This is a genomic window from Rathayibacter sp. Leaf248 (genome assembly GCF_920939495.1).
In the GTDB taxonomy this organism is placed as follows: domain Bacteria; phylum Actinomycetota; class Actinomycetes; order Actinomycetales; family Microbacteriaceae; genus Rathayibacter; species Rathayibacter caricis.
Window position 1 is genome coordinate 2,564,212 of record NZ_CAKLAV010000001.1, and the last position, 23,689, is coordinate 2,587,900.

The window sequence follows — 23,689 nt, forward strand, 5'->3', positions numbered from 1 at the left end:
TCGAGGCCGTCGGTCACGACGTCGTGCCGCGCCGCAGCCGGAGCCGCGTCTCCTCGAGGTCGAGCATCGACTGCGCCTGCGTGAGGATCCGCTGCGGGTAGGCCCGCCGCGAGCGCGCGTCGAGGAGAGCCTCGCGCTCGGCCGTCACCACGGCCAGCCGCAGCGCGCGGTAGAGGCGGTGGGGAGTGCCGGCCGCGTCGCGCTCGCCGCCGCGGGCCCGCTCCCACGCCGCCTCCGAGCGGAGGAACGACGTCTGCCGGACGCGCTCCAGGACGTCCGGGTCCACCTCCGTCACGCCCTCGACGACGTCGCCCGGGCGCTCGAGGACCGACAGCCCCTTCTCGGTGATCTCGTCGAGCAGCCCGGCGAGGGAGCGCTGGTCCTCCGGCTCGTCCACTCCGCGGATCCCGGTCGCCCGGATCACGAGGGGCAGCGTGCTGCCCTGGACGAGGAGCGTCGTCACCGCGACCGTGAAGGCGATCAGCACGAGCTGCGGGCGGTACGGGATGTCCTCGGGCAGCGACTGCGCGGCCGCGAGAGTGACGACTCCGCGCATCCCGGACCAGCCGAGCACCAGGCCGCCCCGCCAGCCGAGGCCGCTGGTGCTGAAGTGGCGGTAGTCGGCGCGGCGCAGCTGGTAGCGGCGGCGCGCCTTCGTCCGCTCCTCGCGGGGGAGCTCGGCGGCCTGCTCGAGCACCGCCTTCTGCTCGCGGGCGCGCCGCTCGGCCCGCCGGGTCTGCCAGCGCTCGCCGAGGAGCACCGGGCCGACCCAGAGGAAGCGGACGACGAGGAGCCCGACGGTGGCGATCAGGCCGATGCCGACGGCGGCGGGGACCGTGAGCGCGGCGTCGTCCGCATCCTGGATCAGACTGCGGATCTCGAGCCCGATCAGCAGGAACACGCCGTTCTCGAGCAGGAACTGCACCGTGCGCCAGTTGATGCGGTCGTTGACCCGCGACTGCGCGGTGAAGGCGCGGGAGGAGGCGTGTCCGGTGTGCAGGCCGGCCACGACCACCGCGAGCACCCCCGAGGCGCCCAGGCCCTCGGCCGGGATGAAGGCGACGAACGGCACGGTGAACGAGACGACGGTGTTGAGCACCGGGTCCTCGAGGCGCGAGCGCACGAAGACGGTGAGGATGCTCGCCACGAGGCCGACGACGACCGCGACGGCCACGGCGTAGAGGAAGTCGCCCACCGCGGCCCACGGAGTCGCGAGCGTGCCGGCCGCGGCGGCGAGGGCCGAGCGCAGCAGGACGAGGGCGGTCGCGTCGTTGATCAGGCCCTCGCCCTCGAGCAGCGTGAGCAGCCGCGGAGGCAGGCCGAGGCGCCGGCCGACCGAGGTGGCCGCGACGGCGTCGGGCGGGCTGATGATCGCTCCCACCGCGATGGCGAGCGCGAGACCCAGCTCGGGCAGCAGGACGAAGAGGAGCGCCCCGACCCCGGCCGCCGAGATCGCGACCAGCACGACCGAGAGGCCGGTGATGGTGGTCAGGTTCCGCCGGAAGTCGATGAACGGGACGCTGATGGCGGCGGCGTAGAGCAGCGGTGGCAGGACTCCGTCGAGCACCCACTCGTGCGGCACGACGACCTCCGGCACCCCGGGCAGGTACGAGAGGCCGACTCCGGCGAGCACCAGGACGATCGGAGCGGCGACGCCGAGGCGGCGCGCGAACACGGCCACCGCGACGAGGACCGCCACGGCCACGATCACCGCGATCCCGAGCATCATCGGGGGTCGCTCCTGCTGGCGCGGGGCGGGCGGCGGTCGGGCATCGGTCTCGTCTCCGGTCGTCCCGGACGCCGCCCCGGACGGGCGGCGCTGCGGGAGCCGTGGTCGAGTCTGCGCCTGGTGCCGGGGCCCGGGCAGGGGGTTGCCGCCCGGGCGGGATCCGGGCACGGGCCCGGGGCTCAGCGCCGGTCGAGCACCCGCTCGAGGCCGATCAGCAGGGCGAGTCCGCCGAGGGCCGCGACGACGACCGCGGCGATCGCGCCGGGGGAGAGGGTGAGGGCGGCGTCGACCAGCTCGGCGCGCAGACCCTGGTCGCCCGAGACGATCAGCAGGCCGACGGCGACGGCGGCGGCGAAGAGGCCCCAGACGATCGCGCCGAGGCGGATCCGCGGGCGCCGGGGCGTCAGCGCGCCCGGGAGGGGAGTGGTCTCGGTGCTGCTCATGGTGCGTCCTCACTCGTGGTCTGCGGGGTGGTGATGGTGGCGGGGTCGGTGGGTGCGCTCTCGGGAGGAATGGTGGACTCCGTGCCCGCGCTGTCCTCAGCGGGGAAATAGGTCGTCTGGTCGTGCACGGTGATGGATCCGGCCGCCTGCTCGATCCGGACGACGACCGGCACGGCGTCCGGATCCCCGAAGGTCTGCGTCCACACGGTGCGGCCGTCGACGACCGAGACGCCCTCAGGGGTGCTCCGCACCTGGTCCATCACCGAGACGACGCCCAGCACCCCGCTGTCCGACACGGCCTCGACCCGGACCGCTGACCCCTCCATCGGCCAGATCGAGATCTCGCCCGCGCCCTGCCAGACGTCGATGACGGTGCCGTCCTCCCCGGCGTCGGCCACCACGGTGATGTCGAGGAGGCCGGTGAGCATCGCGTAGTCGCCGGACCGGTAGTTGGAGACGCCGTACGATCCGATCGGCAGCAGCTCGCGGTCCGGCGGCAGCATCGCGGCGACCAGCGCCGTCGGCAGCACGAGCACCGACGCGATGACCAGGAGGGCGGCCCTGCGGCGCAGCAGGCCGGCCAGCACGATCGCCGCGGCGAGCACGAGGGCGGCCGCGGCGAAGCCGACCACGACCGCGGTGGTGCCGGAGGCGGTGAGCGAGGCGAGCGCGCCGGTCACGGCTGCGGCGCCGAGCACGACGAGGGTGACGCTCGCCCGCAGCCGCGGGTTGCCCGCCCTGCGCACTCGGCGGCGCTCCTCGCGGACCGCGGCGGCCGCGCGCGACCGCGCTCGCGCCTCCTCCGCCCGCTGCCGTGCCGTCTCGCGGGCCGAGGCGGCCTGCTGGGCGCGGAACGCCTCGCGCTCGGTCCGCCACGCCTCCTGACGGGCCCGCCACTCGGCGAGGTCCTCGGGCGAGTCGGGTCGGACGTCGGTGGGACGCGGGGGCGGGAAGAGGGGGGCGGAGTCGGGACGGGCCTCGGTCGCGCCGGGCGTCTCCTCCGGTGCCTCCGAGCGGGGCGACCGGACGGCCTGACGCGCCACCCAGACGGTGAGGGCGAGGAGGAGGCCGATGACCACGAGGGTCCAGATCGTGCGGCCGACGGCGGGGGCCCAGGCCTCCGCGCCGGTGTAGGCGCCGCCGAGCGACCAGAAGCCCTGCGCGAGCGGCAGCATCGAGGCGAGGATCAGGGCGCCGATGCCGGCGTGCACCCGCTCGATCCGACCGGCGACGAGCTGCTCGACGGGCAGCGCGCCGTCCTCGTCGGGGAGCAGGAGCCAGGCGGCCGCGTAGACGAGGAGCGCCGGGCCGCCGAGGACCGCCACGACCACGACGATGCCGCGGACGATGAGGGGATCGATCCCGAGGCGCTCGGCGATGCCGGAGCAGACGCCGCCGACCCAGCCGGGGCGACGGGTGATGCCGAGGCCGCGGAGCCACAGGAAGAAGCGGTTGTCGGAGGGGGGAGCGGTGTCCGGGCCCTGCTGCTCGGGTGCGGGCTGCTCGGCTCCGCTCTCGGCCGTTCCCGGCGCCCCGGGCCCGTCCGCTCCGCCGCTCGGCGGGGGAGTGCTCTCTGCTGTCATGGTGAGAGTGTCCCGCTCCTCCACAGGCGCCGACCATCGGGGGATCCCCTGACTCGACCCTCGTTTCCTCCCCGGGTCCCCGACGACCTGTTTGGATGCTCGTGTGAGCATCTCGAGCACCGCGGTCAGGCCGCCGCTGCGACGCCCCCGACGGGTCGTCCTCGGCGGCGTCTGCGCCGCGCTCGCCGATCACCTCGGCTGGACGCTCGCCTCCACCCGCTTCTTCGTGGTCGTCGGATCCCTGCTGGGCGGGGGCGGGGTGCTCCTCTACCTGTGGCTGTGGGCGCTCGTGCCGCTCGCCGAGCCCTCCGGCGACGACGACCGTGCCGTCCGGCGCTCCGTGCCGGTCGCCGGCCTGCTGTCGGTGGCCGCCCTGGTGGCGTCCTGTGCCGTGCTCGTCGCCCTCGGGGCGTACGACGACGTCGCCGTGACGCGGGCGCTCGTCGCGGTCGCGGCACTGGCCGGAGGCGCGGTCGCCTGGGCGCTCGGGCCCGGACGCGACGATCCGTCGGCGGCCCCGCGCGCGCAGATCCGCGTGCGCCTCGCCTCGTGCGCCGCCCTGCTGCTGGCCGGGGCGGCGGTGCTCGCGAACCGGCCGAGCGCCCTGAACGCGGTCCTCGCGGTCGGCGTGCTGATCGTCGTCGCGGGGGTGCTGGCCGCTCCGCGGATCGTGCGCCTCTGGACGGAGCTGATGGGCGAACGGGCGGCGCGCGTGCGCGAGGAGCAGCGCGCCGAGATCGCCGCGCACCTGCACGACTCCGTCCTGCAGACCCTCGCCCTCATCCAGAACCGCGCCGGCGCCTCGAGCGAGGTCGCCCGCATCGCCCGGGCCCAGGAGCGCGAGCTGCGCGACTGGCTGTTCGAGCGCGACGTGCCGGTCGCCAACGACCTGGCGGCAGAGATCCGCGCCATCGCCGGCGCCATCGAGCTCGACTACCCGGCGACCCTCGAGGTCGTCGCCGTCGGCGTCTCGGTGCCGGGCGCCGCTCCGCTGCTCGCCGCGACCCGCGAGGCGATGCTCAACGCGGCGCGCCATGCGGGCGGCGAGATCTCGGTCTACCTCGAGTCGGCTCCCGACGGCGTCGACGTCTTCGTCCGCGATCGCGGTCCGGGCGTCGATCTCGGGGCGCTGCCCGGCGATCGGCTGGGCATCCGCGAGTCGATCATCGGCCGGATGAGCCGCGCGGGCGGCAGCGCCGTCGTGCGGCCCGGAGCGGGCGGCTCGGGCACCGAGGTCCACCTCCACCTGGGGAGCAGGACGTGACGCGCGTCGTGCTGGTCGACGACCACTCCATCTTCCGGTCGGGTCTGCGGGCCGATCTCGCCCCGACCCTCGAGGTCGTGGGCGAGGCCGCCGACGTCGACTCCGCCGTGCGCCTCGTCGCCGAGACGCGCCCCGAGGTGGTGCTGCTCGACGTGCACCTGCCGGGCGGAGCGGGCGGAGGCGGCGCCGAGGTGCTGCGGCGGAGCGCAGGGCTCCTCGAGTCGGTGCGGTTCCTGGCGCTCAGTGTCTCGGACGCGGCGGAGGACGTCGTCGGCGTGATCCGCGCCGGGGCTCGCGGCTACATCACCAAGACGAGCTCCGGAGCCGAGGTGAGCCGCGCGATCGAGGCGGTGGCGGGCGGCGACGCCGTGTTCTCGCCGCGCCTCGCCGGCTTCGTCCTCGACGCGTTCGGCGCCCTCGCCGGCGAGCAGGCCGAGTCGGTCGACGAGCTCGACCGACTCTCGGCACGCGAGCGCGAGGTGATGCGCCTGATCGCCCGCGGCTACGCCTACAAGGAGGCGGCGGCCGAGCTCTTCATCTCGGTCAAGACCGTCGAGTCCCACGTCTCGGCCGTGCTCCGCAAGCTCCAGCTCTCGTCGCGCTACGAGCTCACCGCCTGGGCCTCCGCGCGCCGCCTGCTCTGACGCGCCCGGCGGACCCGCCCGAGCACCCCGCTGGCGCGCCTATCGAGCGGAGCTGGCGCCTTCGGCGCCGACGCAGGGCGGGGAAGAGACGGATCTTCTGGGAGACGTGGGTCTCGATACGCCCCTGCGGGGCTACTCGACCAGCGGGGTGGCGGCGGTCTCGTCCAAGTAGACCCACCCCCGCCCTTCTCTGCTGATCGAGTAGCCCGCTCGCGGGCGTATCGAGATCCACCAGCCCTCTCTGCTGATCGAGTAGCCCGCTCGCGGGCGTATCGAGATCCACCTGCGCCGGACGCCTGATCATCGAACGGATCCGCTCGGTCCGGTGGGTCTCGATACGCCCCTTCGGGGCTACTCGACCAGCGGGGTGGTCGGTGGTCCGACTTCGCCGGAGCCGTCAGTCGCGCGAGACGAGCACCCGCACGTCCCACGGTCCGAGCTCCAGCACGTCGCCCGCCGCCGACGCCTCGCCCGAGAGCACGTCCTCGACCGCCTCCGGCAGCGCGAACGTCGACGGCTCCCACGACCAGTTGTGCACGAACCGCACGCGCTCCCCGTGGCGGTTGGTGGCGCTCGTGACCGTCTGCGACGGCGAGGCCGCACGCCACGGAGTCGAGACGGCGGACGACTCCGACACCGCCCACTCCATCAGCGCCCGGGCCAGCTCGAGGTCCGGCACCGTGCCCACGTAGGTCACCCGACCGGCTCCGTGCGCGCGGGTCGTGACCGCCGCGAAGCGCCCGTAGTGCGGGTGCCGGTAGCGCACGAGCACCGTCGCGTCGTCGACCTGCACCCCGTCGGCCCAGACCGTCGCGCGGGCACCCTCGGGCAGGGCGAAGCCCGACTCCGCGTCGACGGGCACCGGCACCGCGAGGTTCGCGAACTCGTCGTAGTGCACACCGGCCGCCTCCGCGAGGAACGCGGGCTTGCGCTGCAGGCGCGCGCGTCCCTCCTCGTCCTCGTAGCCGGTGCGCACACCGACGATCAGGTGCCCGCCCGCCGCCGCGTACGCCTCCAGCCACTGCAGCTCCGAGTCGTCGGCGATCGTGAACGCCGCCGCGACGAGCACCGGATGCGCGGCCGCGTACTCCGCGGCCGGCACGGCGGTCAGCTGCGAGGGGTGCACTGTCGACGCCTGCAGGCCCGCGTCGAACGCCCCCCGCGCGAACGCGTCGCGCGCCGTCTGGAAGCTGCGGCGGTCCGGCTGGGGCACGCCACGCGCCGCGTCGCCGCCGCGAGCGGAGTCGCTGAACGCGGGGTGCTCCTCCAGCGCCCACTTGCTCTCGTTCGAGAACAGGATCGCCACGTCCGAGTCGGGCACCAGCTCCGTCACCCGGTCGCCCGCGGCGGCGAAGTCGGCTCCGAGCGCGGCGATCTGCTCGTAGGTGCGGCCCGGCTCCTGCGAGTGCGGCAGCACCCCGCCCCAGTAGGTCTCGACCCCGTGGTGGAGCGTGTGCCAGTGCCAGTACTCGATCATCGTGGCGCCGCGCGAGACCAGCGCCCAGGCGGCCTGGCGCCACTGGCCGTCGAACGCGGGCTCGTTCGACCACGACATGCCGATCGCCTGCGCATCCGTCTCGGTGACGAGGAACGGCGCCTGCTTCGAGCCGTACATCCGGTCGGCGGTCGCGTAGAGCGCCCAGGTGCCGGAGGTGGTCCAGTGCTGGTCGAACGGCCGCGCGTCCGGCAGCTCGAGGCCGTCCTGCATCCGGTAGTACGGGTTGCCGGCGGTCACGTCGAGCCGGCGCACCAGCTCCTCGTCCTGCACGGTCGCGCGCTCGTACGAGATGCAGGTGGTGACGAACTGGTCGTCGCGGCCGATCCGCTCGGTGATGCCGCGGACCAGGTCGGCCTGCCAGCCGATGAAGTCGGTGGTGATCGAGGCCTGGAAGCGGCGCCAGGCGAGGTCGTACTGCGGCTGCGCGTTGCCGTCCGGGGTCCACAGGTCGGCCCAGGTCGAGAGCCGGTGCGACCAGTAGGTGAGCCCCCACTCGTCGTTGAGCGCCTCGACCGTGCCGTACGTCGCACGCAGACGGTCGACGAAGCGCTCGAAGACCTGGCGGTTGTGGAGGATCTCGTTGCCCGGCTCGTTATCGACCTGGAAGCCGATGACCGCGGGGTGCGCGGCGTAGCGCTCGACGATGCGGCGGATCACGCGCTCGGCGTGGAAGAGGAACGCGGGGTGGCTGTAGTCGATCTCCTGGCGCGCACCCCAGCCGACGGGCTGCCCGGTCGCCCGGTCCGCGTTGATCTCGGGATACTGCCGCGCCAGCCACATCGGCACTGCGTAGGTGGGCGTGCCGAGCACGACCGAGATGCCGTGCTCGTGCGCGCCGTCGAGCACCGGCTGCAGCCAGTCCAGGTCGAAGACCCCGTTCTCGGGCTCCCAGGTCGACCAGACCGACTCGCCGACGCGGATCACGGTGAACCCGGCGGCCTTCATCAGCCGCAGGTCCTCCGCCAGGTCCCGACTGCCGAGCCGCGAGGTCGGCTGGTACTCGTGGTAGTAGGCCGCGCCGAACAGGATGCGATCGGTGAGGTGCTGCATGGTCGCCTTTCAGGAGGGGTGGCCGCTCCACCGTATCCGGGCCTGGTGCCCTCCGGGGGTCCGTACGATCTGCAGGCGATTGCAGGCGGAAGGCGCTTCCCGCCGCGCGCGACCGTCGGGTCGCAGGAACTTCCCCTGCAGATCGCACATTTCCCCGCAGATCGTGCGCATCCGCTCCGGATCCTGCGCACTCGATATCGCGGCGCCCTCCGCCCCGCCCGCCCCGGAGTCAACCCCGTGGAGTCCGCCGCGCATCCCGACCGAGACTGTCCGGACCCGATGGGAAAGGACGACACGGATGCCGACCATTCACGCGCTGCGGACGCTCGCCGACGTCTACCGCGACCTCCGACCGGTCTCGCAGGTCTACCTCGACGTCTCGCTCGACTCGGGCGATCCGCCCGACATCGCCTTCGAGCGCGGCACCGCCGTCGCCGACGAGCTGCGGAGGCAGGGGGCGTCCCAGGGCGACATCGACGCGCTGACCGCGCTGCTCACCGGGGCGGGTCGGCCGCAGGGCCGCTCCTGCCTCTTCGCCGTCGCTGTCGACGGCTCGATCGTGCTGTCGGAGGTGCTGCCGGGCCGCCCGGTCGCGCCCGAGCACACGTCCTACGGCACGCTCCCCGATGTCGTCCCGCTGCTCCAGCACCGCCCCGACGTCCGCTACCTCGTCGTCGAGACCTCCCGCGACGGCGGCGAGGTGCGCCTGCACCGCCTGGGCGCCGAGTGTCCGGAGGAGGAGGAGTCGGTCCAGGGACGGACCGACACCCTGCACAAGGCGCAGGCCGGCGGATGGCGGCACGATCGCTTCCACAGCCACGCCGAGGAGATCTGGCGGCAGACACAGGCCGAGCTGGCCTCCTCCGTCGACGAGATCGTGCGCACCCGCCGGCCGCAGCTGCTCGTCGTCGCCGGGGAGATCCGCGCGCGCCAGCTGCTCGCCGAGCAGCTCTCGCCGTCGAGCGCGGCGATCCTGGCGGTCCTCCCCGCGAACACCCGCGCCGACGGCAGCGACGACGGCGCCCTCGACGAGTTCGTGCAGGAGCAGGTCGACCGGCTGCTGCGCCGCGAGAAGGAGGACGTGCTCGACGCGCTCCGCACGCACGACGGGCGGCACGACAACACGGTCGAGTTCTCGCTCGGAGCGATCGTGCAGGCGCTCTCGGCGGCCCAGGTCGACACGCTGGTGATCGACCCGCAGCGGCTCCGCGAGCGCGAGCTTCTGGCGCTCGCGGGCGAGCCGTGGGTGGCCGCGGCTCCGGAGGAGGCGCTCGGCGCCGAGGTCATCGGCCCGGTCGACGCGGCTCTCGCGCTCGTACGGGCGGCGCTGCTGACCGACGCCCGCGTGCTCTGCACCGACTCCCGCACTGCTCCGGACGGCGAGGACGTCGTCGCCCTGCCGCACCAGGCGGACGCGGCCGCGCTGCTGCGCTGGCGCACGGGTCCGCCGGTGCCGGGCGCCTGAGCGGCTACCGGGCCGCAGAACGTCGGCTGAGAAGGGGGTCTGTCCGCTGTCAGGCGACAGACCCCACGCTCAGCCGACGTTCTGCGCGCCCTACGAGACGAGCGGCAGCAGCGGCAGGACGGCCAGCGCCGTGAGGGCGCCGAGGGCCGCCCCGGCGAGCACGTCGGTCGGGAAGTGCATGCCGAGCGCGAGGCGCGAGAGCATCATCGCGACCACGACGAGGACCGCGAGCGGCCAGAGCGCCGGCAGCATCACGGCGAACACGATCATGGCCGCGGTGGTCGAGGTGGCGTGCGAGCTCGGGAAGCTCAGCTTGCTGGGCGCCTTGCCGCGCACCTCCACGCCCTCGCCGAGCGGGCGCGGACGCCGCACGACGCGCTTCACGCCGATCGAGAGCGCGTGCGCGACGACGATCGCGACGTCGCAGAGCGCCCAGGCCCAGAACCGCGACGGGTCGAGGAACGCGGCGAGCACCCCGAGCAGCAGCCAGCCCGCGGCGTGCTCCCCGAAGAAGCTGAGCCCCCGCGCGATCGGCAGCAGGGGGCGGGTGAGCGGGGACCGCTGCACGGCGGCGATGATCGCCGACTCGCGGCTCCTGAGGGTCGGCATCGGGTCATCCTAGCGAAGAGGGGAGGAGGGGGCGGGGGAGCAGCGCCCCCCGCCCCCTCCCGGGGATCAGGCCTCCGAGTCGCCCTCGGACTGGGACCTGCGACGGGCGCTCAGGCCCAGCGCCGCGGCTCCGGCCGCGAGCAGCGCCGTCGCGCCGCCGATCAGGCCGACCGACTCGACACCGGTCGAGGCGAGGCCTCCGCCGGAGCCGCCGCCGGGCAGCGGAGCGGCGGTGCCGGTCGGCACGGGTCCGGCCGTGGGCGCCGCGGTGGGCGCCGCCGTGGGTCCCGCGGTGGGGGCCGTGGTCGGGCCCGCGGTCGGAGCCGTCGTGGGGGCGGCCGTCGGCGTCGAGGTCGGCGCCGTGGTCGGCCCGGCCGTCGGAGTCGGAGTCGGCGTCACGACCTGCGAGGCGGGCAGGATCTGCACGATCGCCGGACGCGGCGCGGCGAACGCCCCGGCGGGGACCGCTCCGCTCGCCGCGAAGTCCGGGAAGTACGAGGTCGGCGCCTCGAAGGTGCCGTCCTCGCCCGGGTGCTGCACGGCGACGAAGACGTGCTGGTCCTGGTCGTGCACGATCGGACCGCAGGTCTCGGCGTCGACCGGCACCGACAGGAACTGCTCGACCTTGCCGCGGTCCGCGCCCTCCAGCGACACCTTGAACAGGCCGTCGTTGTAGCCGATGCCGCTGGGCGCGCCGTCGGTCGAGATCCAGAGGTTCCCGACGGAGTCGAACGCCAGGTTGTCGGGGCAGGAGATCGGCGAGACCTGCTCGGCCGGGAAGCCGGAGAAGTAGACGACGTCGCCCTGCGCCGCGTCGCCGCAGAGCATCAGCAGGTTCCAGGTGAAGGTGCGGCCGGTCTGGTCGCCGCCGTCCTCGATGATCTCGACGATGTGGCCGTCGCGGTTCTCGGTGCGCGGGTTGATCTCGGTCGCGCCCTCCGTGCCCTCCGTGCCGCGCTCGGAGTTGTTGGTGCAGGCCACGTAGATCCGGCCGCTGACCAGGCTCGGCTGCACGTCCTCGCAGCGGTCCATCTTGGTCGCGCCGGCCGCGTCGGCCGCCTGGCGGGTGTGCACCAGGACCTGCTCGACGCTCATGCCGGGGATCTTCGAGGCGCCGTCGAGCACGAGCGGGAGCCACTCGCCGATGCCGTCGAAGCCGCCGTCCGAGGGGACCGCGCCGGTGCCGGTGATCTCGGCGACGGGGGAGTCGCCGGTGAAGCGGGCGACGTACAGGTCGCCCTCCTCGAGCAGCGTCTTGTTGTGGGCGCGGTCGCCCTCGATGTAGCGCTTCTTCGAGACGAACTTGTAGAGGTAGTCGAAGCGCTCGTCGTCGCCCTGGTAGGCGACCACGCGGCCGTCCGGAGCGATGATGACGTTCGCGCCCTCGTGCTTCAGGCGCCCGAGCGCGGTGTGCTTCTTCGGCGTCGACTCCGGGTCGAAGGGGTCGAACTCGACGATCCAGCCGAAGCGGTTCGGCTCGTTCTCGTAGCCGGGGGTGCGGGCGTCGAAGCGAGGGTCGTCGAGCTCCCAGAGGCGCGAGGTCTCCTCGTCGGTCAGTCCGTAGCGCTGCTCCTCGGCGCTCGTGCCGGTCGCGCGGAAGTAGCCGTTGAAGTTCTCCTCGCCCGACAGGATCGTGCCCCACGGCGTGGTGCCGCCGGAGCAGTTGCCGAGCGTGCCGAGCACCGTGCGCCCGGTGGGGTCGGCGACGGTCGTCAGGAGCGGCGATCCGGCGGCCGCGCCGGTCACCACGTAGGGGGTGTCGATCAGGTAGCGGCGGTTGCGCTCGCCGCCGCGGACGTACGCCCAGGGGCGGTCGACCGCCGTGCGGACGAGCTCGACGACGCTCAGGCCGTGAGCGGCGCGTCCGACCTCGCGCACGCGCTCCTGCTCGGACTCGAGCTGGGCGGCCGGGAACATGATGGTCTCGTTGGTGTACTCGTGGTTGACGACGAGCAGGGCGCGCAGGCGCTTCGAGCCGGGGATCTCGACGATGTCGGTGTAGTCGTTGTTGTAGCCGAACTGGCCGGACTGCGCCGCGCCGGTCTGGTCGGCGAGGTCGAACTCGGCGCTGTCGGCGAAGAGCGGGTCGCCCCAGCGGATGATCGGCTGCCAGGCGAAGCCCTCGGGCACCGTGAACTCGTCCACCGTCGCCGGCACGGGGGCGATCGGAGTGAAGACGAGCGGGGACGCGTCGCCGGCGGCCACGGCGGTGGCGGCCTCGGCGGTCGGGGCGCCCGGGGACGCGACGGCGATGGTGACCGCTCCGGCCAGGCCCAGGCCCAGCGCGCCGCGGCGCGTGATCTGCGCTCCGACGATGTCGCGGAAGTAGCTGTTGTGCGACGTGTTGCAGGTCGCGGCGGAGCAGGCGTTGGCGCACTTCAGCGCACAGGTGACGGGGCTGCGCTTCCCCCGGGTGTGCCCGGCCATGGGCAGCAGCAGTCGGCGGGAGGTGTCGGTCATCGTCGTCTCGTCCTTCGATTCGCAGGCGTGGGCAGACCTCGAGGGAATCAGCGGCAGCGGGCGGGCCGGTCACCCGGCGGCGGATCGCCTCTGAACGCGAGGTGAACGTCGATCGACGTAGGAGAGGCTCACCTCACCTCCGTCAGGCCCCCGCTCCCGTCCCCGCTGCTGGTCGAGCCCCCCGCAGGTGGGTCTGGAGACCCCGTCTTCCTCCCCTCCGCTCTGTCGCGAACGACGTTCTGCGCAGATCCGAGCCGACGGGCTCAGCCCGAGTAGCCTTCCGCGGTGCGCGCCCGCCGAACCGTCATCGTCTACTTCGACGGATTCGCGCTCTACAAAGCGCTCCTGCAGCAGCGCTACCCGCAGTACAAGTGGCTCGACCTGGCGGCCCTGGCGAAGCGCCTGTTCCCTCATCGAGAGGTCGTCGGAGTGAAGTACTTCACGGCCCCGCTCAAGCCGCTCACGAACGACCCGGGAATAGGGCAGCGGCAGCAGGTCTACTGGCGGGCGCTGCGGACGACCGAGGTCGAGATCATCGAGGGGATCTTCACCTTCACCAAGCAATACCTCCCGGAGTCGCCGGAGCGGCTCGATCAGAGCGGGCGGGTGGTGACCGTCCGCGTGAAGAGGCCTGAGGAGAAGGGGACGGATGTCGCGCTCGCGTCGCACCTGCTCGTCGACGCGTTCGAGCAGAGGGCCGACTCGTTCGCGATCGTCACGAACGACTCCGATCTCGTGCCGCCGTTGAGGATGCTGAGCGAGCGCGGGTACTCCGTCGCCCTGGTCTCGGTGGTGGGACCGCGGTACAACAAGGCCTTCGAGGGGATCGGACTGAACCGGAGTCCGGCAGATCCGTCGCGGCACCCTTGCCGCCTCTCAACTCCCCCTGCTCGTCGTCGACTCGGAAGGCCGGCGGATCAGAAGACCGCTCCGGTGGAGCTGACTACCAACGAAGCAGGCCCCCGCCGAAGCGGGGGCCGCGCCCGGTAGTCGAGACATCCGGGTGGTTACGCATCCACGCTACTCCGAGCCGCCTGTGCAACGGCGACGTCGCGCCACTAGCGCTTCCGCGCGTCGCGCGCCTCGATCAGCGGCACGGCGTGCTCCTCGATCCAGTCGACGACCGGGAGGAGGCGCTCGGCGAGCTCCGCGCCCAGCGGAGTCAGGCTGTAGTCGACCCTCGGTGGGATCACCGGGTGCGCCTCGCGGTGCACGAACCCGTCCTCCTCGAGGGTGCGGAGCGTCTGGGCGAGCATCTTCTCGCTGATGCCGCCGATGCGACGGCGCAGCTCGGCCCAGCGCTGCGTGCCGGGAGCGAGTGCTGCGAGCACGAGCACGCCCCACTTGCTCGTCACGTGGCCGAAGATCTCGCGACTCCCGCAGTCGGCCGAGTAGACGTCGGCGGCGAACGGGGTGCTGGCGGTGGCGATCACGGTTCCTCCTGGAGTGGTCTCCTCAGTACTAACGAAATAGTGCGTACTGCATTCCGGGAAGTACTCGGACGGATCCGCGGTTGCAGGGTGGGTCGGCGGAAACCTCGCCGCACCGCCCACGGAAGGACCACCTCATGACCCTCGTCGTCACCGGAGCCACCGGCCACCTCGGCCGCCTCGCTGTCGAGCACCTGCTCGCCCGCGGCACCGCCGCCTCCGACATCGTCGCCACCGGCCGCGACACCGCGAAGCTCGAGGCGCTCGCCGCCGACCTCGGCGTGCGCACCGCCGTCGCCGACTTCGAGGACCCCGCCTCGCTCGACACCGCCTTCGCCGGCGCCGAGGCCGTCCTGCTCGTCTCGGGCTCCGAGGTCGGCAAGCGCGTCGCCCAGCACACCGCCGCGATCGACGCCGCGGTCCGCGCCGGCGCGCGCCTGGTCTACACCAGCGCCCCGAAGGCCACGACGAGCACCCTGATCCTCGCTCCCGAGCACAAGGCGACGGAGGAGGCGATCGCCGCGTCCGGCGTCCCCGCCGTGATCCTCCGCAACGGCTGGTACAACGAGAACTACGCGCAGACCGTCGCCGAGCTCGCCTCCACCGGCACCACGCTCTCCAGCGCGGGGGAGGGCCGCGTCTCCAGCGCAGCCCGCTCCGACTACGCCGAGGCGGCGGCCGTCGCCCTCGTCGACGCGTCGCTCGTCGGCACCGTGCACGAGCTGTCCGGCGACGTCGCGTGGAGCTTCGACGATCTCGCCGCGATCGTCGGCGAGATCGCGGGCCGCGACGCCTCGATCACACACGTCGACTCCGCCGAGCACGCCCGGATCCTCACCGGGGCCGGTCTGCCCGAGGGCGCCGTCGGCTTCCTCGTCGGACTCGACGCGAACATCGCCGAGGGCCTGCTCGGCGCGACCGACGGATCGCTCGCGCGCCTGATCGGCCACCCGACCACTCCGATCCGCGCCTACGTCGAGTCGCAGGTCTGACCCTCCGGGAGCTGGATGCCGGCCCCGCCCGGGTGCGGCCGGCGCCTGCCCCGGTGAGCGACCGGGTGCTGACGATCATCGAACTCGAGACGATCGCGGGCGACGTCGTGCGGGCTGCAAACGCACCCTCGCCACCGGCACAGCCGACCCACGACCCTGAGCGATCGCAGACTTCCGCCGCTGCGCGAGCAGGACCACAGCGCGGGGAGGTGTCGGTCTCCAGCGCGATGACGCCGCGTCGACGATCCGGCGGTCGCCGCAGACGATGTCTGACGGCGACCGCTGGGTGCAGGCGGCCGACCAGCCCGGCGTGCTCGGCTGGTGCAGCGTTCACACCGGTCGGTCGATGATCTTCCCAGTCTGGTGCGCGTCCGCCGGGATGTCATGCGAGCACGGCTGCATCCCCGAGGGCGGCCGGGTAAGCACTGCGTCGGCGATGCGGTCGATGCTCGCCAGCTACGACATCGGCGGACACCGACTCGAGCCCCGGCGTGCGGGCACTGCTCGAGCATTGCCTCGCCGACGCCTACGAGTCAGTCCTGCTCAACCGGTACCTCCGGCGCGACCGGAGCAGCTGCGCGACCGGCTCCTGCAGCTGCGCACCTCACTCCCGCGCGACGCTCGTACCGAGGCTCTTCCTCGTGTCTCAGGGGATCGTCGGTGAGGTGAGCTGGATCTGCTGGTCGCAGCGGCTTGCGATGCGGTCGTCGTGGGTGGCGATGACGATGCTGGCTCCTCGGTCGGCGATCTCGGTGAGGATGTCGAGCACGGTCTCGGCGTTGCCTGAGTCGAGGGCGCCGGTGGGTTCGTCGGCGAGGACGATCGAGGGGCTCTTCACGAGGAGGCGTGCGAGGGCGACGCGTTGCTGTTCGCCACCGCTGAGGCGTGAGACGCGTTCCCGCGCGCGGCCGGAGAGGCCGACGCGGTCCAGGGCTGCGTCGAAGCGGCCGGCGCGGCCGCGGCGCTCGACGACGGCGAGGGCGAGGTTCTGCTCGACGGTGGCGGTGTCGACGAGGGCGTAGTTCTGGAAGAGGTAGCCGAGGCGGTGCCGGCGGTAGTCGCGGGCTCCGCGGGTGCGGAGTCGGGTGAGTTCTTCGCCGTCGACGTCGATGCTGCCGCGGTCGGGCTCATCCAGGAGTCCGAGGCAGTTCAGGAGGGTGGATTTTCCGCTGCCGCTGGGTCCGGTGACGGCGAGGAGGCTTCCGGTGGGGACGGTGAAGGCCAGCGACCCCCAGAGCTCGCGGGGGCCGTAGGACTTGGTGAGTCCGGTGACGGTGATCATGGTGTTCCTCCCGGTGGTTCAGGTGTCGGCGGAGTGGCGGCGGATCATCCGCTGGGCGGCGATCGCGAGTGAGGCGATGAGGAGCGCGGCCGCGCCTCCGGAGACGCCGAGGGCGATGAGGGACTGGTTCACGAGGTAGTCCTGCGTGCTGATGGTGCCGAGGTCGATCACGGTCTGCACGGAGAGAGGGTCTCGGTTCCAGGCCGCGATGAGGCTGACCAGGGCGATGCCGGCCACGAGGGCGCCCTCGAGTAGCAACGCGGCGCGGTGTGCGCCGATGAAGGACCATCCGGAGAGGTGCTGCACGAAGAGCCGCTGGTGGTTCTTCTCCACGGTGACGATCGCGACGATGAGGGCGGTGAGAGCGACGACGATGATCGCGGCGAGGAGGCTCGCGATGTTCACGGTGACGCTGCCGAGGGCCTCTCGGTAGCTCTCGTTCGCCTGGTAGGCGACGGGCTGGATCGCCGCGATGGCGGAGTCGAGGCCGCGCTCGTGGACGGCCGCGGTGGTCGCGGCCGGGTCGGTGAAGACGATGTCACCCGTGCTCACGGCGGCGAAGAGTTCGGAGAGGGGGATCAGCCGCAGGCTGGGGAGGACGATGAGGGTGGCGTTCTCGCTGATCGCGGGACCGTTCAGGACTGTGCCGGAGCCGGTACGGAAGGTGAAGAGCCGTTGGTCGTCTTGGATCCGCGTCTGCGCGATGGGGACCTCGTCCGGGTCGGGGACATCGCTGAGGGTCAGTTCGTGCTGGAACCGGTACCAGTCCGCGGTGGCGGCCCGCGCTCGGGCGGATTGGGTAGCGGTTGCACTGTTCGGAAGCAGGATCGTGATGCTGTTCGGGTCGGTGGCGGTGATGCGGTTACCAGCGGCGTCCCGGACCTCGATCTGCTGCAGATACTCCTCGTTGACAACGAGGGCATCCGGATAGTCGGGTGCAAGGGCATCGCCCTGCACGAGGACGGCGCTGCGGTGGTTGTCGAGATCTCGAGTGAGCTCGCCGACGCCGGTGCGGGCGGCGGTCATCTCGTCCTCGGATCGGCTGCCGGAGATGGCGAGCGTGACGGCGTCGCCGGCATCGTCCCAGTAGGCCCGGGTCTGTGCTTCGACCTGCGCGAGGTAGACGCTCTGGCCGAGGGCGGCGACGACGCTCAGCAGGACGAAGATCGCGGGGAGCCTGACGGCGTATGCGCCGATGAGCGCCCATCGTCCATCGATCTCACCCTTGACCTGGTCGACCAGGTTGCGGCCGTTGGTGAGGACGACGCCGACGATGTGCGCTCCGACCGCAGCGAGCAGCAGGAGCGCTCCGAGTCGCCCAGTGAGCGCGAGCAGTGTGCTCGCGTGGGCGAAGCCGTTGTAGAAGGTGATGCCGGCGCAGAGGAGAGCGAGCGCGGCAGTGGACAGGAGTCCGACGGGCAGCAGAAGCGCGCCGACCTCGCGGACCAGGATCCCGAACGAGCTGCGCCCTGCGAGCCGCTGGATGCCGTGTGCTGTGCCGCGAAGGACGGTGCCGGCGCCGACGAGCACGAGAACCGCGAGGAGGCTGACTCCGAAGGCTCGGACCAGGTCGCCGAAGTCGGTGTACGTCGTGAGATCGGTTCCGACCGGATAGGGGTACACGCCCCCGGTCCAACCGGCCGCTTGGATGATGTCGAGAACAGCGAGGGCATCCTCTCGGCTTCCGCCGACAAGGTAGTAGCCGCGCGGATCGAGCGAGCCGAGCTCGCTCAACGGTGCGATCGTCGTCGTCAGTGCCGGGTCGGCGTCGTCGTAGCCGTCACGCAACCACGTCGCGCCCTCGCCGCCGCCGTCGGCGACGAAGAAGTGGCGAACCGAGTCGGGCTTCTCGCCGTCGGGTACGAATCTGACGACGTCGACGTGACGTTCCTGCGCGTACGCCGTCAGCTGGGCGTACAGCTCCGCGGCGGGTGTCGTCGCAGTCGTCACCTCGGAAACGCGCATCTGCTGGCCGCCGTTCCACACCGGACCGCGCACCTCCAGCGCCCGCACGAACAGGAACGCGAACACCACCGCCAGAACGACTGCGGACACGTAGCCCGCAACAACACTTCGACTTCTCATCCACTCATCCCCAGAGAAGCGGGGGTGGGATGCTCGGCACCCCACCCCGCGATGTCAGCAGTCGGTCAGCAGAACGCGTAGTAGGCGTAGTCGGTCTGCCACATCCGGGCCTTCCCGAAGATCCCGGCGTTCACCTTCGGGTTCTTGCACCCCGTCGACTGCAGCCAGCCGTTGTCGATCGACGCGCGGTGCTTCCTCGACGGGTGGTTGTAGGACGACAGCACGTCTCCGTTGGAGACGCCGTGGACCCACGTCCCGCCTTCCGGGTACGAGGTCGTGTACGCCGCAGCCGCGGCAGGCGCCGCGATCAGGGTCCCGGCGAGAGCCAGAGTAGTGATGAGCGAGCGGCGTGATCCGCGCCGAGAACGTCGAGTGATCATGGGAGACTCCCTGGTGTCGATAGCTGCCGTCAGTTGACGATCGCTCACAAGATACGACGATGTCGAGGAAACGTCATGTCGGCAACTTGGGGGACCGATCGGGGTACAAGCTCGCGATGATCCTCGCAATGGACGCCGCAACGACGAGCCGGCAAGGGTCCCCGAGCTCCCGCGCGCAAGTCGGGAGCGCGGCCAGATCGGTGCTCGACGACCCCCGGTCTCGGTGAATCAGGCTCTCCGCGCTGGTCCGTCCGGGCCCGGCCCAGTTGATGCGATCGTCGCCGCTCACAGGTGGGGTACTGCTCGAGGGGTTGATCGGACGACAGCCGTGCTGGGCGGAGTCCCTGCTGCCATCATCGACGGGTGAACCAGATCCCTGTCGTCCGGACCACCCTCAGCACCCTCAGGCTCAGCGATGCCGACCGCTTCGCGACGGTCGAGGTGAGACGCATCACCATGGCGCCGAGCGTCCACCCCGGTCCGCACTGGCACAACGGGCCCGTCTTCGGCGTCATCGAGTCAGGCTCCGTCTACTTCGCAGCGGGCGAGGGAGAGGAACGCGTCCTTCGGAGCGGCGACACCTTCTACGAGCCGGCCGACGAGACGATCACACGATTCGACGCGACAGAAGAAGGGGTCACGTTTCTCGCGTGGTTTCCCACGCCCGCGCATGTCGATCCGGAACTGACGACGGGCGAACGAGTCGTCTGACGCCCGCGGTGCTCGACCGGCGAAGGGGCGGGGGTCCGCGGTCGCGCCGAGGGGCCCGGCGCGCGGCCGTCGTCGCCCGCCGAGCGCGGCGTCTGACGAGTCCGGGTCAGGGAGTGTTCATCGCAGGGATCACCCTCGGTCTGCTCCTGCTGCCTGCGCGGACCTCCAGATGGTGGTCTCTCGACGGGCGAGGGGTTCGGCGCGTTCACCGTGCTCGTCCGCCGGATCGACAGGCTCATCATGGACGGCACCGTCATCTGCGGGTCGTAGGTCGCCTTCGGACGCGTGACCGTTGCGCGTCCTGGTGGAGCAGGGTGAAGGGTGTCCCGGCGAGCGTCGGAGGTCCCCCGCCGGGTCCCGCCCTCCCGGTCATCTTCGACGGGATCGCCTGCCGTCCAGGTGTTCGGCCTGATCGTTCCCGTCTCCTGAGGCGCGTCCCGCCCAGGAGGTTCTGACCGCTGGTGAGCACCTCGGGCTCGTGAGACCGCGTTCGGCTCGCAGCGCTCCGGGTATTCCGCGGGCCGAACGCGTTCCTGCGAGCCGGAGAGGCATCCGGACCGGCGCGGACATGCCCGGATCGCCCGCGCACGGGCGGGTGTCGGCGGCCCGTCGTAGGGTGGTCGGCATGACCTCGACGACGCCTCGCTCCGGTATCGACCTCCCCGAACTCGACCCCGCGACGCGCCCGCAGGACGACCTCTACCGGCACGTCAACGGCCTCTGGATCGACCGCACCGAGATCCCGAGCGACAAGGCGCGCTACGGCTCCTTCCACGCGCTGCAGGAGGAGGCCGAGAAGGCGGTGCGCGACATCATCGTCGAGGCGGCGACCGCCGAGCAGGGCTCCGAGGAGCGCATGTTCGGCGACCTCTACGCCTCCTTCATGGACGAGGCCCGTGCCGAGGAGCTCGGCGCCACCCCGATCGCCGACGACCTCGCCGCCGTGCAGCGCGTCGACTCGATCGCGGGCCTGCTCGCCGCGATCGGCGACTTCGAGCGCACCGGCGTGCCGGGGCTCTTCGGCCTGTTCGTCGACAACGACCCGGGCGACCCCGAGCGCTACCTCGTCTTCGTGAACCAGGGCGGCCTCGGGCTGCCGGACGAGAGCTACTACCGCGAGGAGGAGTTCGCCTCCGTCCGCGAGAAGTACACGCCGTTCGTCGCGCGCATGCTCGAGCTGGCCGGCATCGGCGCGGCCGAGCAGCGCGCCGAGCGCATCGTCGCCCTCGAGACCGAGATCGCCGCCGCGCACTGGGACAAGGTGCGCAGCCGCGACAGTCAGGCGACCTACAACCTCCGCTCCTGGTCCGAGGTCGAGGAGCTCGCCGCGGGCATCGACCTCGGCGTCTGGCTGACCGCGATGGGCGCTCCGGAGGGGGCGCTCGCCGAGGTCGTCGTCCGCCAGCCGAGCTTCCTCCAGGGCCTCGCCGGTCTCCTGAGCGACGACAACCTGCCCGCGTGGCGCGACTGGCTGTCGTGGCAGGTCGTCCGGGGCGCCGCCGCGTACCTCTCGAGCGACTTCGTCGACGCCAACTTCGACTTCTACGGCCGCACGCTGACCGGCACCCCGCAGAAGCGGGAGCGCTGGAAGCGCGCCGTCTCGCTCGTCGAGGGCTCGCTCGGCGAGGCCGTCGGCCGCACCTACGTCGCGCGCCACTTCCCCGAGAGCGCCAAGACCGAGATGGACGTGCTGGTCGCGAACCTCATCGAGGCGTACCGCCGCTCCATCGTCGACCTCGACTGGATGGGCGCCGAGACCCGCGAGCGCGCGCTCGAGAAGCTCGCCAAGTTCACTCCGAAGATCGGCTACCCGGTCCGCTGGCGCGACTACTCCGCGCTCACGATCGACCCGGCCGACCTCGTGGGCAACGCCCGCCGCGTCGCCGCGTTCGAGTTCGACCGCGAGCTCGGCAAGATCGGGAAGCCGCTGGACCGCGACGAGTGGTTCATGACTCCGCAGACCATCAACGCGTACTACAACCCGGGCTTCAACGAGATCGTGTTCCCCGCGGCGATCCTCCAGTTCCCCTTCTTCGACGAGACCCGCGACCCGGCGGCCAACTACGGCGCGATCGGCGCGGTCATCGGCCACGAGATCGGCCACGGCTTCGACGACCAGGGCTCGCGCTTCGACGGCGACGGCCGCCTGACCGACTGGTGGACCGCCGAGGACCGCGCGGCGTTCGAGGAGCGGACGAAGGCGCTGATCGCGCAGTACGACGCCCTCGCACCCGCGACGACCCCCGGGCACCACGTGAACGGCGCCCTCACGATCGGCGAGAACATCGGCGACCTGGGCGGCCTGAGCATCGCGTGGAAGGCGTACGTGCTCTCGCTCGAGGGTCAGGAGCCGCCCGTGATCGACGGTCTCACCGGCGCCGAGCGCTTCTTCCTGTCGTGGGCGCAGGCCTGGCAGCAGAAGTCGCGCGACGAGGAGACGATCCGGCTCCTCGCCATCGATCCGCACGCCCCGGCCGAGTTCCGCTGCAACCAGATCGTCCGCAACATCGACGAGTTCTACGCTACTTTTGACGTCACCGAAGGCGACGCCCTATGGCTCTCCCCGAGCGAGCGCGTCACCATCTGGTAGTCAGGATCCGGTGGTCGCCGAGCGGCCGCCGACCCCTCCCGCGGACGACACCCCGGGCATCGAGAGCCGACCGATGCCGCCGGGTCCGTCCGTGCATCGCGCGCCCTCCCGGCGCGTCGACGGACCCGTGGTCCGCCCCTCCGCACGACCCGCTCACCCGACCCCGGAGAGGGGCCCGATCCGTGGTGATCCCCCACGACACCCGCCGCGACACCCGACGAGCCCGCCGCGGCCGGCACAAGGGCTCCGAGGATCGCGACAACTTCCAGCGCGGCTTCGACGCGCTCGGCCGGCTCGCGCTCGACGGAGTGGTCGTCTCGGCCTGCGCCGTCGACCTCGCGACCGGGCGCACGCTGTTCGCCGTCGACGACTCCGTCTCGATGCCGACGGCCGGCATCGGCACGATCCTGCTGCTCGTCGAGGTCGCGGCCCGTCTGGCGAGCGATCCGCAGGAGAACCTCCGCCTCCTCGACCGCACCGCCGCCGACGCGGTCGCCGGCTCCGGCGTCTGGCAGCACCTGCAGGTCCCGTCCCTCCCGATCGCCGATCTCGCGGCCCTGGTCGGAGCGACGAGCGACACCCTCGCGACGAACGTGCTCCTCCGCCGGGTCGGCCTCGACGCCGTCCGCGAGCGCGCCGAGGGCCTGGGGCTCTCGCGCACCGCGCTCCTCGACGTCGTGCGCGACGAGCGCGGCCCCGACGACGCTCCGCAGCTCTCGATCGGCTCGGCCCGCGAGCTGACCTGGCTGCTCGCCACCCTCGCGAACGGCGAGATCGTCGACTCGACCGTCAGCTCGCGCGTCATCGGCTGGCTCTCGCTGAACCCCGACCTGTCGATGGTCTCCTCGGCGTTCGGCCTCGACCCGCTCGCGCACCGCCGCCCCGACCACGGCGTGCTGCTCGTCAACACCACCGGCACCGACGTCGGCGTGCGCGCCGAGACGGGTGTGCTGCGCGGTCCGCGCGCCTCCGCCGCCTACGCGGTGACGACGCAGTTCGACGACACGTCGCTCCACTACCGCCTCGCGGTCCTCGAGGGCATGCGCACCCTCGGCGTCGACCTGCTGGAGTACGTGCACTGAGCCGTGGCTCGATGGACGGCCGGTGAGGCGACCGCCGTCCGTCAAGGCCGTGACCGGCTCGCGCGCCCGACCTAGGCTGCCGACAGCGGCACCGCCTCCGGTGCGGGCCGCGGAGGAGGAACCATGAGCAGCTTCGGCTTCGACGCCCCCGAGGACGTCACCGACACCAGCCGCCCCGACCCCGACTCGATCCCGGCGCCCCCGGAGGACCCGGCGCAGGTCGACGACCCGGAGGCGCTCGACGAGGCCCTGGACGAGGGCGCCGACGCGCGCCTCGGCGACGAGCAGGACCCGCCGGAGCACCCGGTCGTCCCCTCGCCGAGCTGACCGGCGCGGCGACGCCCTCCTCGAGAGGTCGCGGGCACCGCGCGCGACTTCTCGAGAGGCGTCCT

The 23,689-nt window shown here is 72.3% G+C and carries 18 protein-coding genes and 1 pseudogene; 9 read left to right on the forward strand and 10 right to left on the reverse strand.

Features of this window, described 5'->3' with window-relative positions:
- Positions 1-13: 13 nt before the first annotated feature.
- From LRG51_RS12260 to LRG51_RS12270, 3 genes are all read right to left on the reverse strand, one after another.
- Positions 14-1,729: a cation:proton antiporter gene (locus tag LRG51_RS12260; RefSeq protein WP_230672962.1), complete on the reverse strand. Its 1,716-nt coding sequence runs from the start codon at positions 1,727-1,729 to the stop codon at positions 14-16.
- Positions 1,730-1,908: 179 nt separating this feature from the next.
- Positions 1,909-2,172, reverse strand: coding sequence for a hypothetical protein (locus LRG51_RS12265; RefSeq protein WP_055794051.1), 264 nt, complete (start codon positions 2,170-2,172; stop codon positions 1,909-1,911).
- Positions 2,169-3,755 carry a PspC domain-containing protein gene (locus LRG51_RS12270; protein WP_230672963.1) on the reverse strand — a complete coding sequence of 529 codons (1,587 nt, stop codon included), beginning with the start codon at positions 3,753-3,755 and terminating at the stop codon, positions 2,169-2,171. The genes LRG51_RS12265 and LRG51_RS12270 overlap by 4 nt, the downstream gene beginning before the upstream one ends.
- A 103-nt stretch (positions 3,756-3,858) precedes the next feature.
- Between LRG51_RS12270 and LRG51_RS12275 the strand changes: the two genes are divergently transcribed.
- On the forward strand, positions 3,859-5,019 hold the full coding sequence (locus tag LRG51_RS12275; protein ID WP_230672964.1) for a sensor histidine kinase: 1,161 nt from the start codon (positions 3,859-3,861) through the stop codon (positions 5,017-5,019).
- Positions 5,016-5,663 carry a LuxR C-terminal-related transcriptional regulator gene (locus tag LRG51_RS12280; RefSeq protein WP_230672965.1) on the forward strand — a complete coding sequence of 216 codons (648 nt, stop codon included), beginning with the start codon at positions 5,016-5,018 and terminating at the stop codon, positions 5,661-5,663. The genes LRG51_RS12275 and LRG51_RS12280 overlap by 4 nt, the downstream gene beginning before the upstream one ends.
- Positions 5,664-6,060: 397 nt before the next feature.
- Here LRG51_RS12280 and LRG51_RS12285 read toward each other — a convergent pair whose 3' ends face one another.
- The gene (locus LRG51_RS12285) at positions 6,061-8,211 is read right to left on the reverse strand and encodes a beta-galactosidase (protein WP_230672966.1); all 2,151 of its coding nucleotides are present in this window, start codon (positions 8,209-8,211) and stop codon (positions 6,061-6,063) included.
- 298 nt (positions 8,212-8,509) lie between these two features.
- Here LRG51_RS12285 and LRG51_RS12290 point away from each other — a divergent pair, with 298 nt between their 5' ends.
- On the forward strand, positions 8,510-9,676 hold the full coding sequence (locus LRG51_RS12290; RefSeq protein ID WP_230672967.1) for a baeRF2 domain-containing protein: 1,167 nt from the start codon (positions 8,510-8,512) through the stop codon (positions 9,674-9,676).
- Between the two features lie 90 nt (positions 9,677-9,766).
- Here the strand turns inward: LRG51_RS12290 and LRG51_RS12295 are convergent, their stop codons facing one another.
- Entirely contained in the window at positions 9,767-10,285 is a 519-nt protein-coding gene (locus tag LRG51_RS12295; RefSeq protein ID WP_230672968.1) for a phosphatase PAP2 family protein, read from the reverse strand.
- A 411-nt stretch (positions 10,286-10,696) separates the two neighbouring features.
- A pseudogene (locus LRG51_RS12300) lies at positions 10,697-12,745 on the reverse strand (PhoX family protein); the annotation flags it as partial.
- Between the two features lie 285 nt (positions 12,746-13,030).
- Between LRG51_RS12300 and LRG51_RS12305 the strand changes: the two are divergent.
- Entirely contained in the window at positions 13,031-13,735 is a 705-nt protein-coding gene (locus LRG51_RS12305) for an NYN domain-containing protein (RefSeq protein WP_230672969.1), read from the forward strand.
- 68 nt (positions 13,736-13,803) lie between these two features.
- Here LRG51_RS12305 and LRG51_RS12310 read toward each other — a convergent pair whose 3' ends face one another.
- Positions 13,804-14,178 (reverse strand): winged helix-turn-helix transcriptional regulator, encoded by a 375-nt coding sequence (locus LRG51_RS12310; protein ID WP_230672970.1) that lies wholly within the window; start codon positions 14,176-14,178, stop codon positions 13,804-13,806.
- A gap of 134 nt (positions 14,179-14,312) precedes the next feature.
- Between LRG51_RS12310 and LRG51_RS12315 the strand changes: the two genes are divergently transcribed.
- Positions 14,313-15,167 carry an NAD(P)H-binding protein gene (locus LRG51_RS12315; RefSeq protein ID WP_230672971.1) on the forward strand — a complete coding sequence of 285 codons (855 nt, stop codon included), beginning with the start codon at positions 14,313-14,315 and terminating at the stop codon, positions 15,165-15,167.
- Between the two features lie 646 nt (positions 15,168-15,813).
- Here LRG51_RS12315 and LRG51_RS12320 read toward each other — a convergent pair.
- The 3 genes from LRG51_RS12320 to LRG51_RS12330 all read right to left on the reverse strand — a co-directional run bounded on the left by LRG51_RS12320 (position 15,814) and on the right by LRG51_RS12330 (position 18,914).
- On the reverse strand, positions 15,814-16,449 hold the full coding sequence (locus LRG51_RS12320) for an ABC transporter ATP-binding protein (protein ID WP_230672972.1): 636 nt from the start codon (positions 16,447-16,449) through the stop codon (positions 15,814-15,816).
- Positions 16,450-16,467: 18 nt separating this feature from the next.
- Entirely contained in the window at positions 16,468-18,504 is a 2,037-nt protein-coding gene (locus LRG51_RS12325) for a hypothetical protein (RefSeq protein ID WP_230672973.1), read from the reverse strand.
- Between the two features lie 95 nt (positions 18,505-18,599).
- Positions 18,600-18,914: a lactococcin 972 family bacteriocin gene (locus LRG51_RS12330; RefSeq protein WP_230672974.1), complete on the reverse strand. Its 315-nt coding sequence runs from the start codon at positions 18,912-18,914 to the stop codon at positions 18,600-18,602.
- 363 nt (positions 18,915-19,277) lie between these two features.
- On the opposite strand from LRG51_RS12330, the gene LRG51_RS12335 reads away from it, so the two are divergent.
- The 4 genes from LRG51_RS12335 to LRG51_RS12350 all read left to right on the forward strand — a co-directional run bounded on the left by LRG51_RS12335 (position 19,278) and on the right by LRG51_RS12350 (position 23,624).
- On the forward strand, positions 19,278-19,625 hold the full coding sequence (locus LRG51_RS12335) for a cupin domain-containing protein (RefSeq protein ID WP_055794079.1): 348 nt from the start codon (positions 19,278-19,280) through the stop codon (positions 19,623-19,625).
- 625 nt (positions 19,626-20,250) lie between these two features.
- A complete protein-coding gene (locus LRG51_RS12340; RefSeq protein WP_055794080.1) occupies positions 20,251-22,215 on the forward strand; it encodes a M13 family metallopeptidase in 1,965 nt (654 codons plus the stop codon).
- A 182-nt stretch (positions 22,216-22,397) separates the two neighbouring features.
- A complete protein-coding gene (locus LRG51_RS12345; RefSeq protein WP_055794082.1) occupies positions 22,398-23,297 on the forward strand; it encodes a serine hydrolase in 900 nt (299 codons plus the stop codon).
- A gap of 123 nt (positions 23,298-23,420) precedes the next feature.
- Complete coding sequence (locus tag LRG51_RS12350) at positions 23,421-23,624, forward strand: hypothetical protein (protein ID WP_055794084.1); 204 nt, start codon at positions 23,421-23,423, stop codon at positions 23,622-23,624.
- Positions 23,625-23,689: the final 65 nt, after the last annotated feature.

Bases quoted from the DNA above. Each gene is read 5' to 3' on its own strand.
- LRG51_RS12260 (WP_230672962.1), bottom strand. From the start codon at position 1,729: ATGATGCTCGGGATCGCGGTGATCGTGGCCGTGGCGGTCCTCGTCGCG.
- LRG51_RS12265 (WP_055794051.1), bottom strand. From the start codon at position 2,172: ATGAGCAGCACCGAGACCACTCCCCTCCCGGGCGCGCTGACGCCCCGG.
- LRG51_RS12270 (WP_230672963.1), bottom strand. From the start codon at position 3,755: ATGACAGCAGAGAGCACTCCCCCGCCGAGCGGCGGAGCGGACGGGCCC.
- LRG51_RS12285 (WP_230672966.1), bottom strand. From the start codon at position 8,211: ATGCAGCACCTCACCGATCGCATCCTGTTCGGCGCGGCCTACTACCAC.
- LRG51_RS12290 (WP_230672967.1), top strand. From the start codon at position 8,510: ATGCCGACCATTCACGCGCTGCGGACGCTCGCCGACGTCTACCGCGAC.
- LRG51_RS12295 (WP_230672968.1), bottom strand. From the start codon at position 10,285: ATGCCGACCCTCAGGAGCCGCGAGTCGGCGATCATCGCCGCCGTGCAG.
- LRG51_RS12315 (WP_230672971.1), top strand. From the start codon at position 14,313: ATGACCCTCGTCGTCACCGGAGCCACCGGCCACCTCGGCCGCCTCGCT.
- LRG51_RS12320 (WP_230672972.1), bottom strand. From the start codon at position 16,449: ATGATCACCGTCACCGGACTCACCAAGTCCTACGGCCCCCGCGAGCTC.
- LRG51_RS12330 (WP_230672974.1), bottom strand. From the start codon at position 18,914: ATGATCACTCGACGTTCTCGGCGCGGATCACGCCGCTCGCTCATCACT.
- LRG51_RS12340 (WP_055794080.1), top strand. From the start codon at position 20,251: ATGACCTCGACGACGCCTCGCTCCGGTATCGACCTCCCCGAACTCGAC.
- LRG51_RS12350 (WP_055794084.1), top strand. From the start codon at position 23,421: ATGAGCAGCTTCGGCTTCGACGCCCCCGAGGACGTCACCGACACCAGC.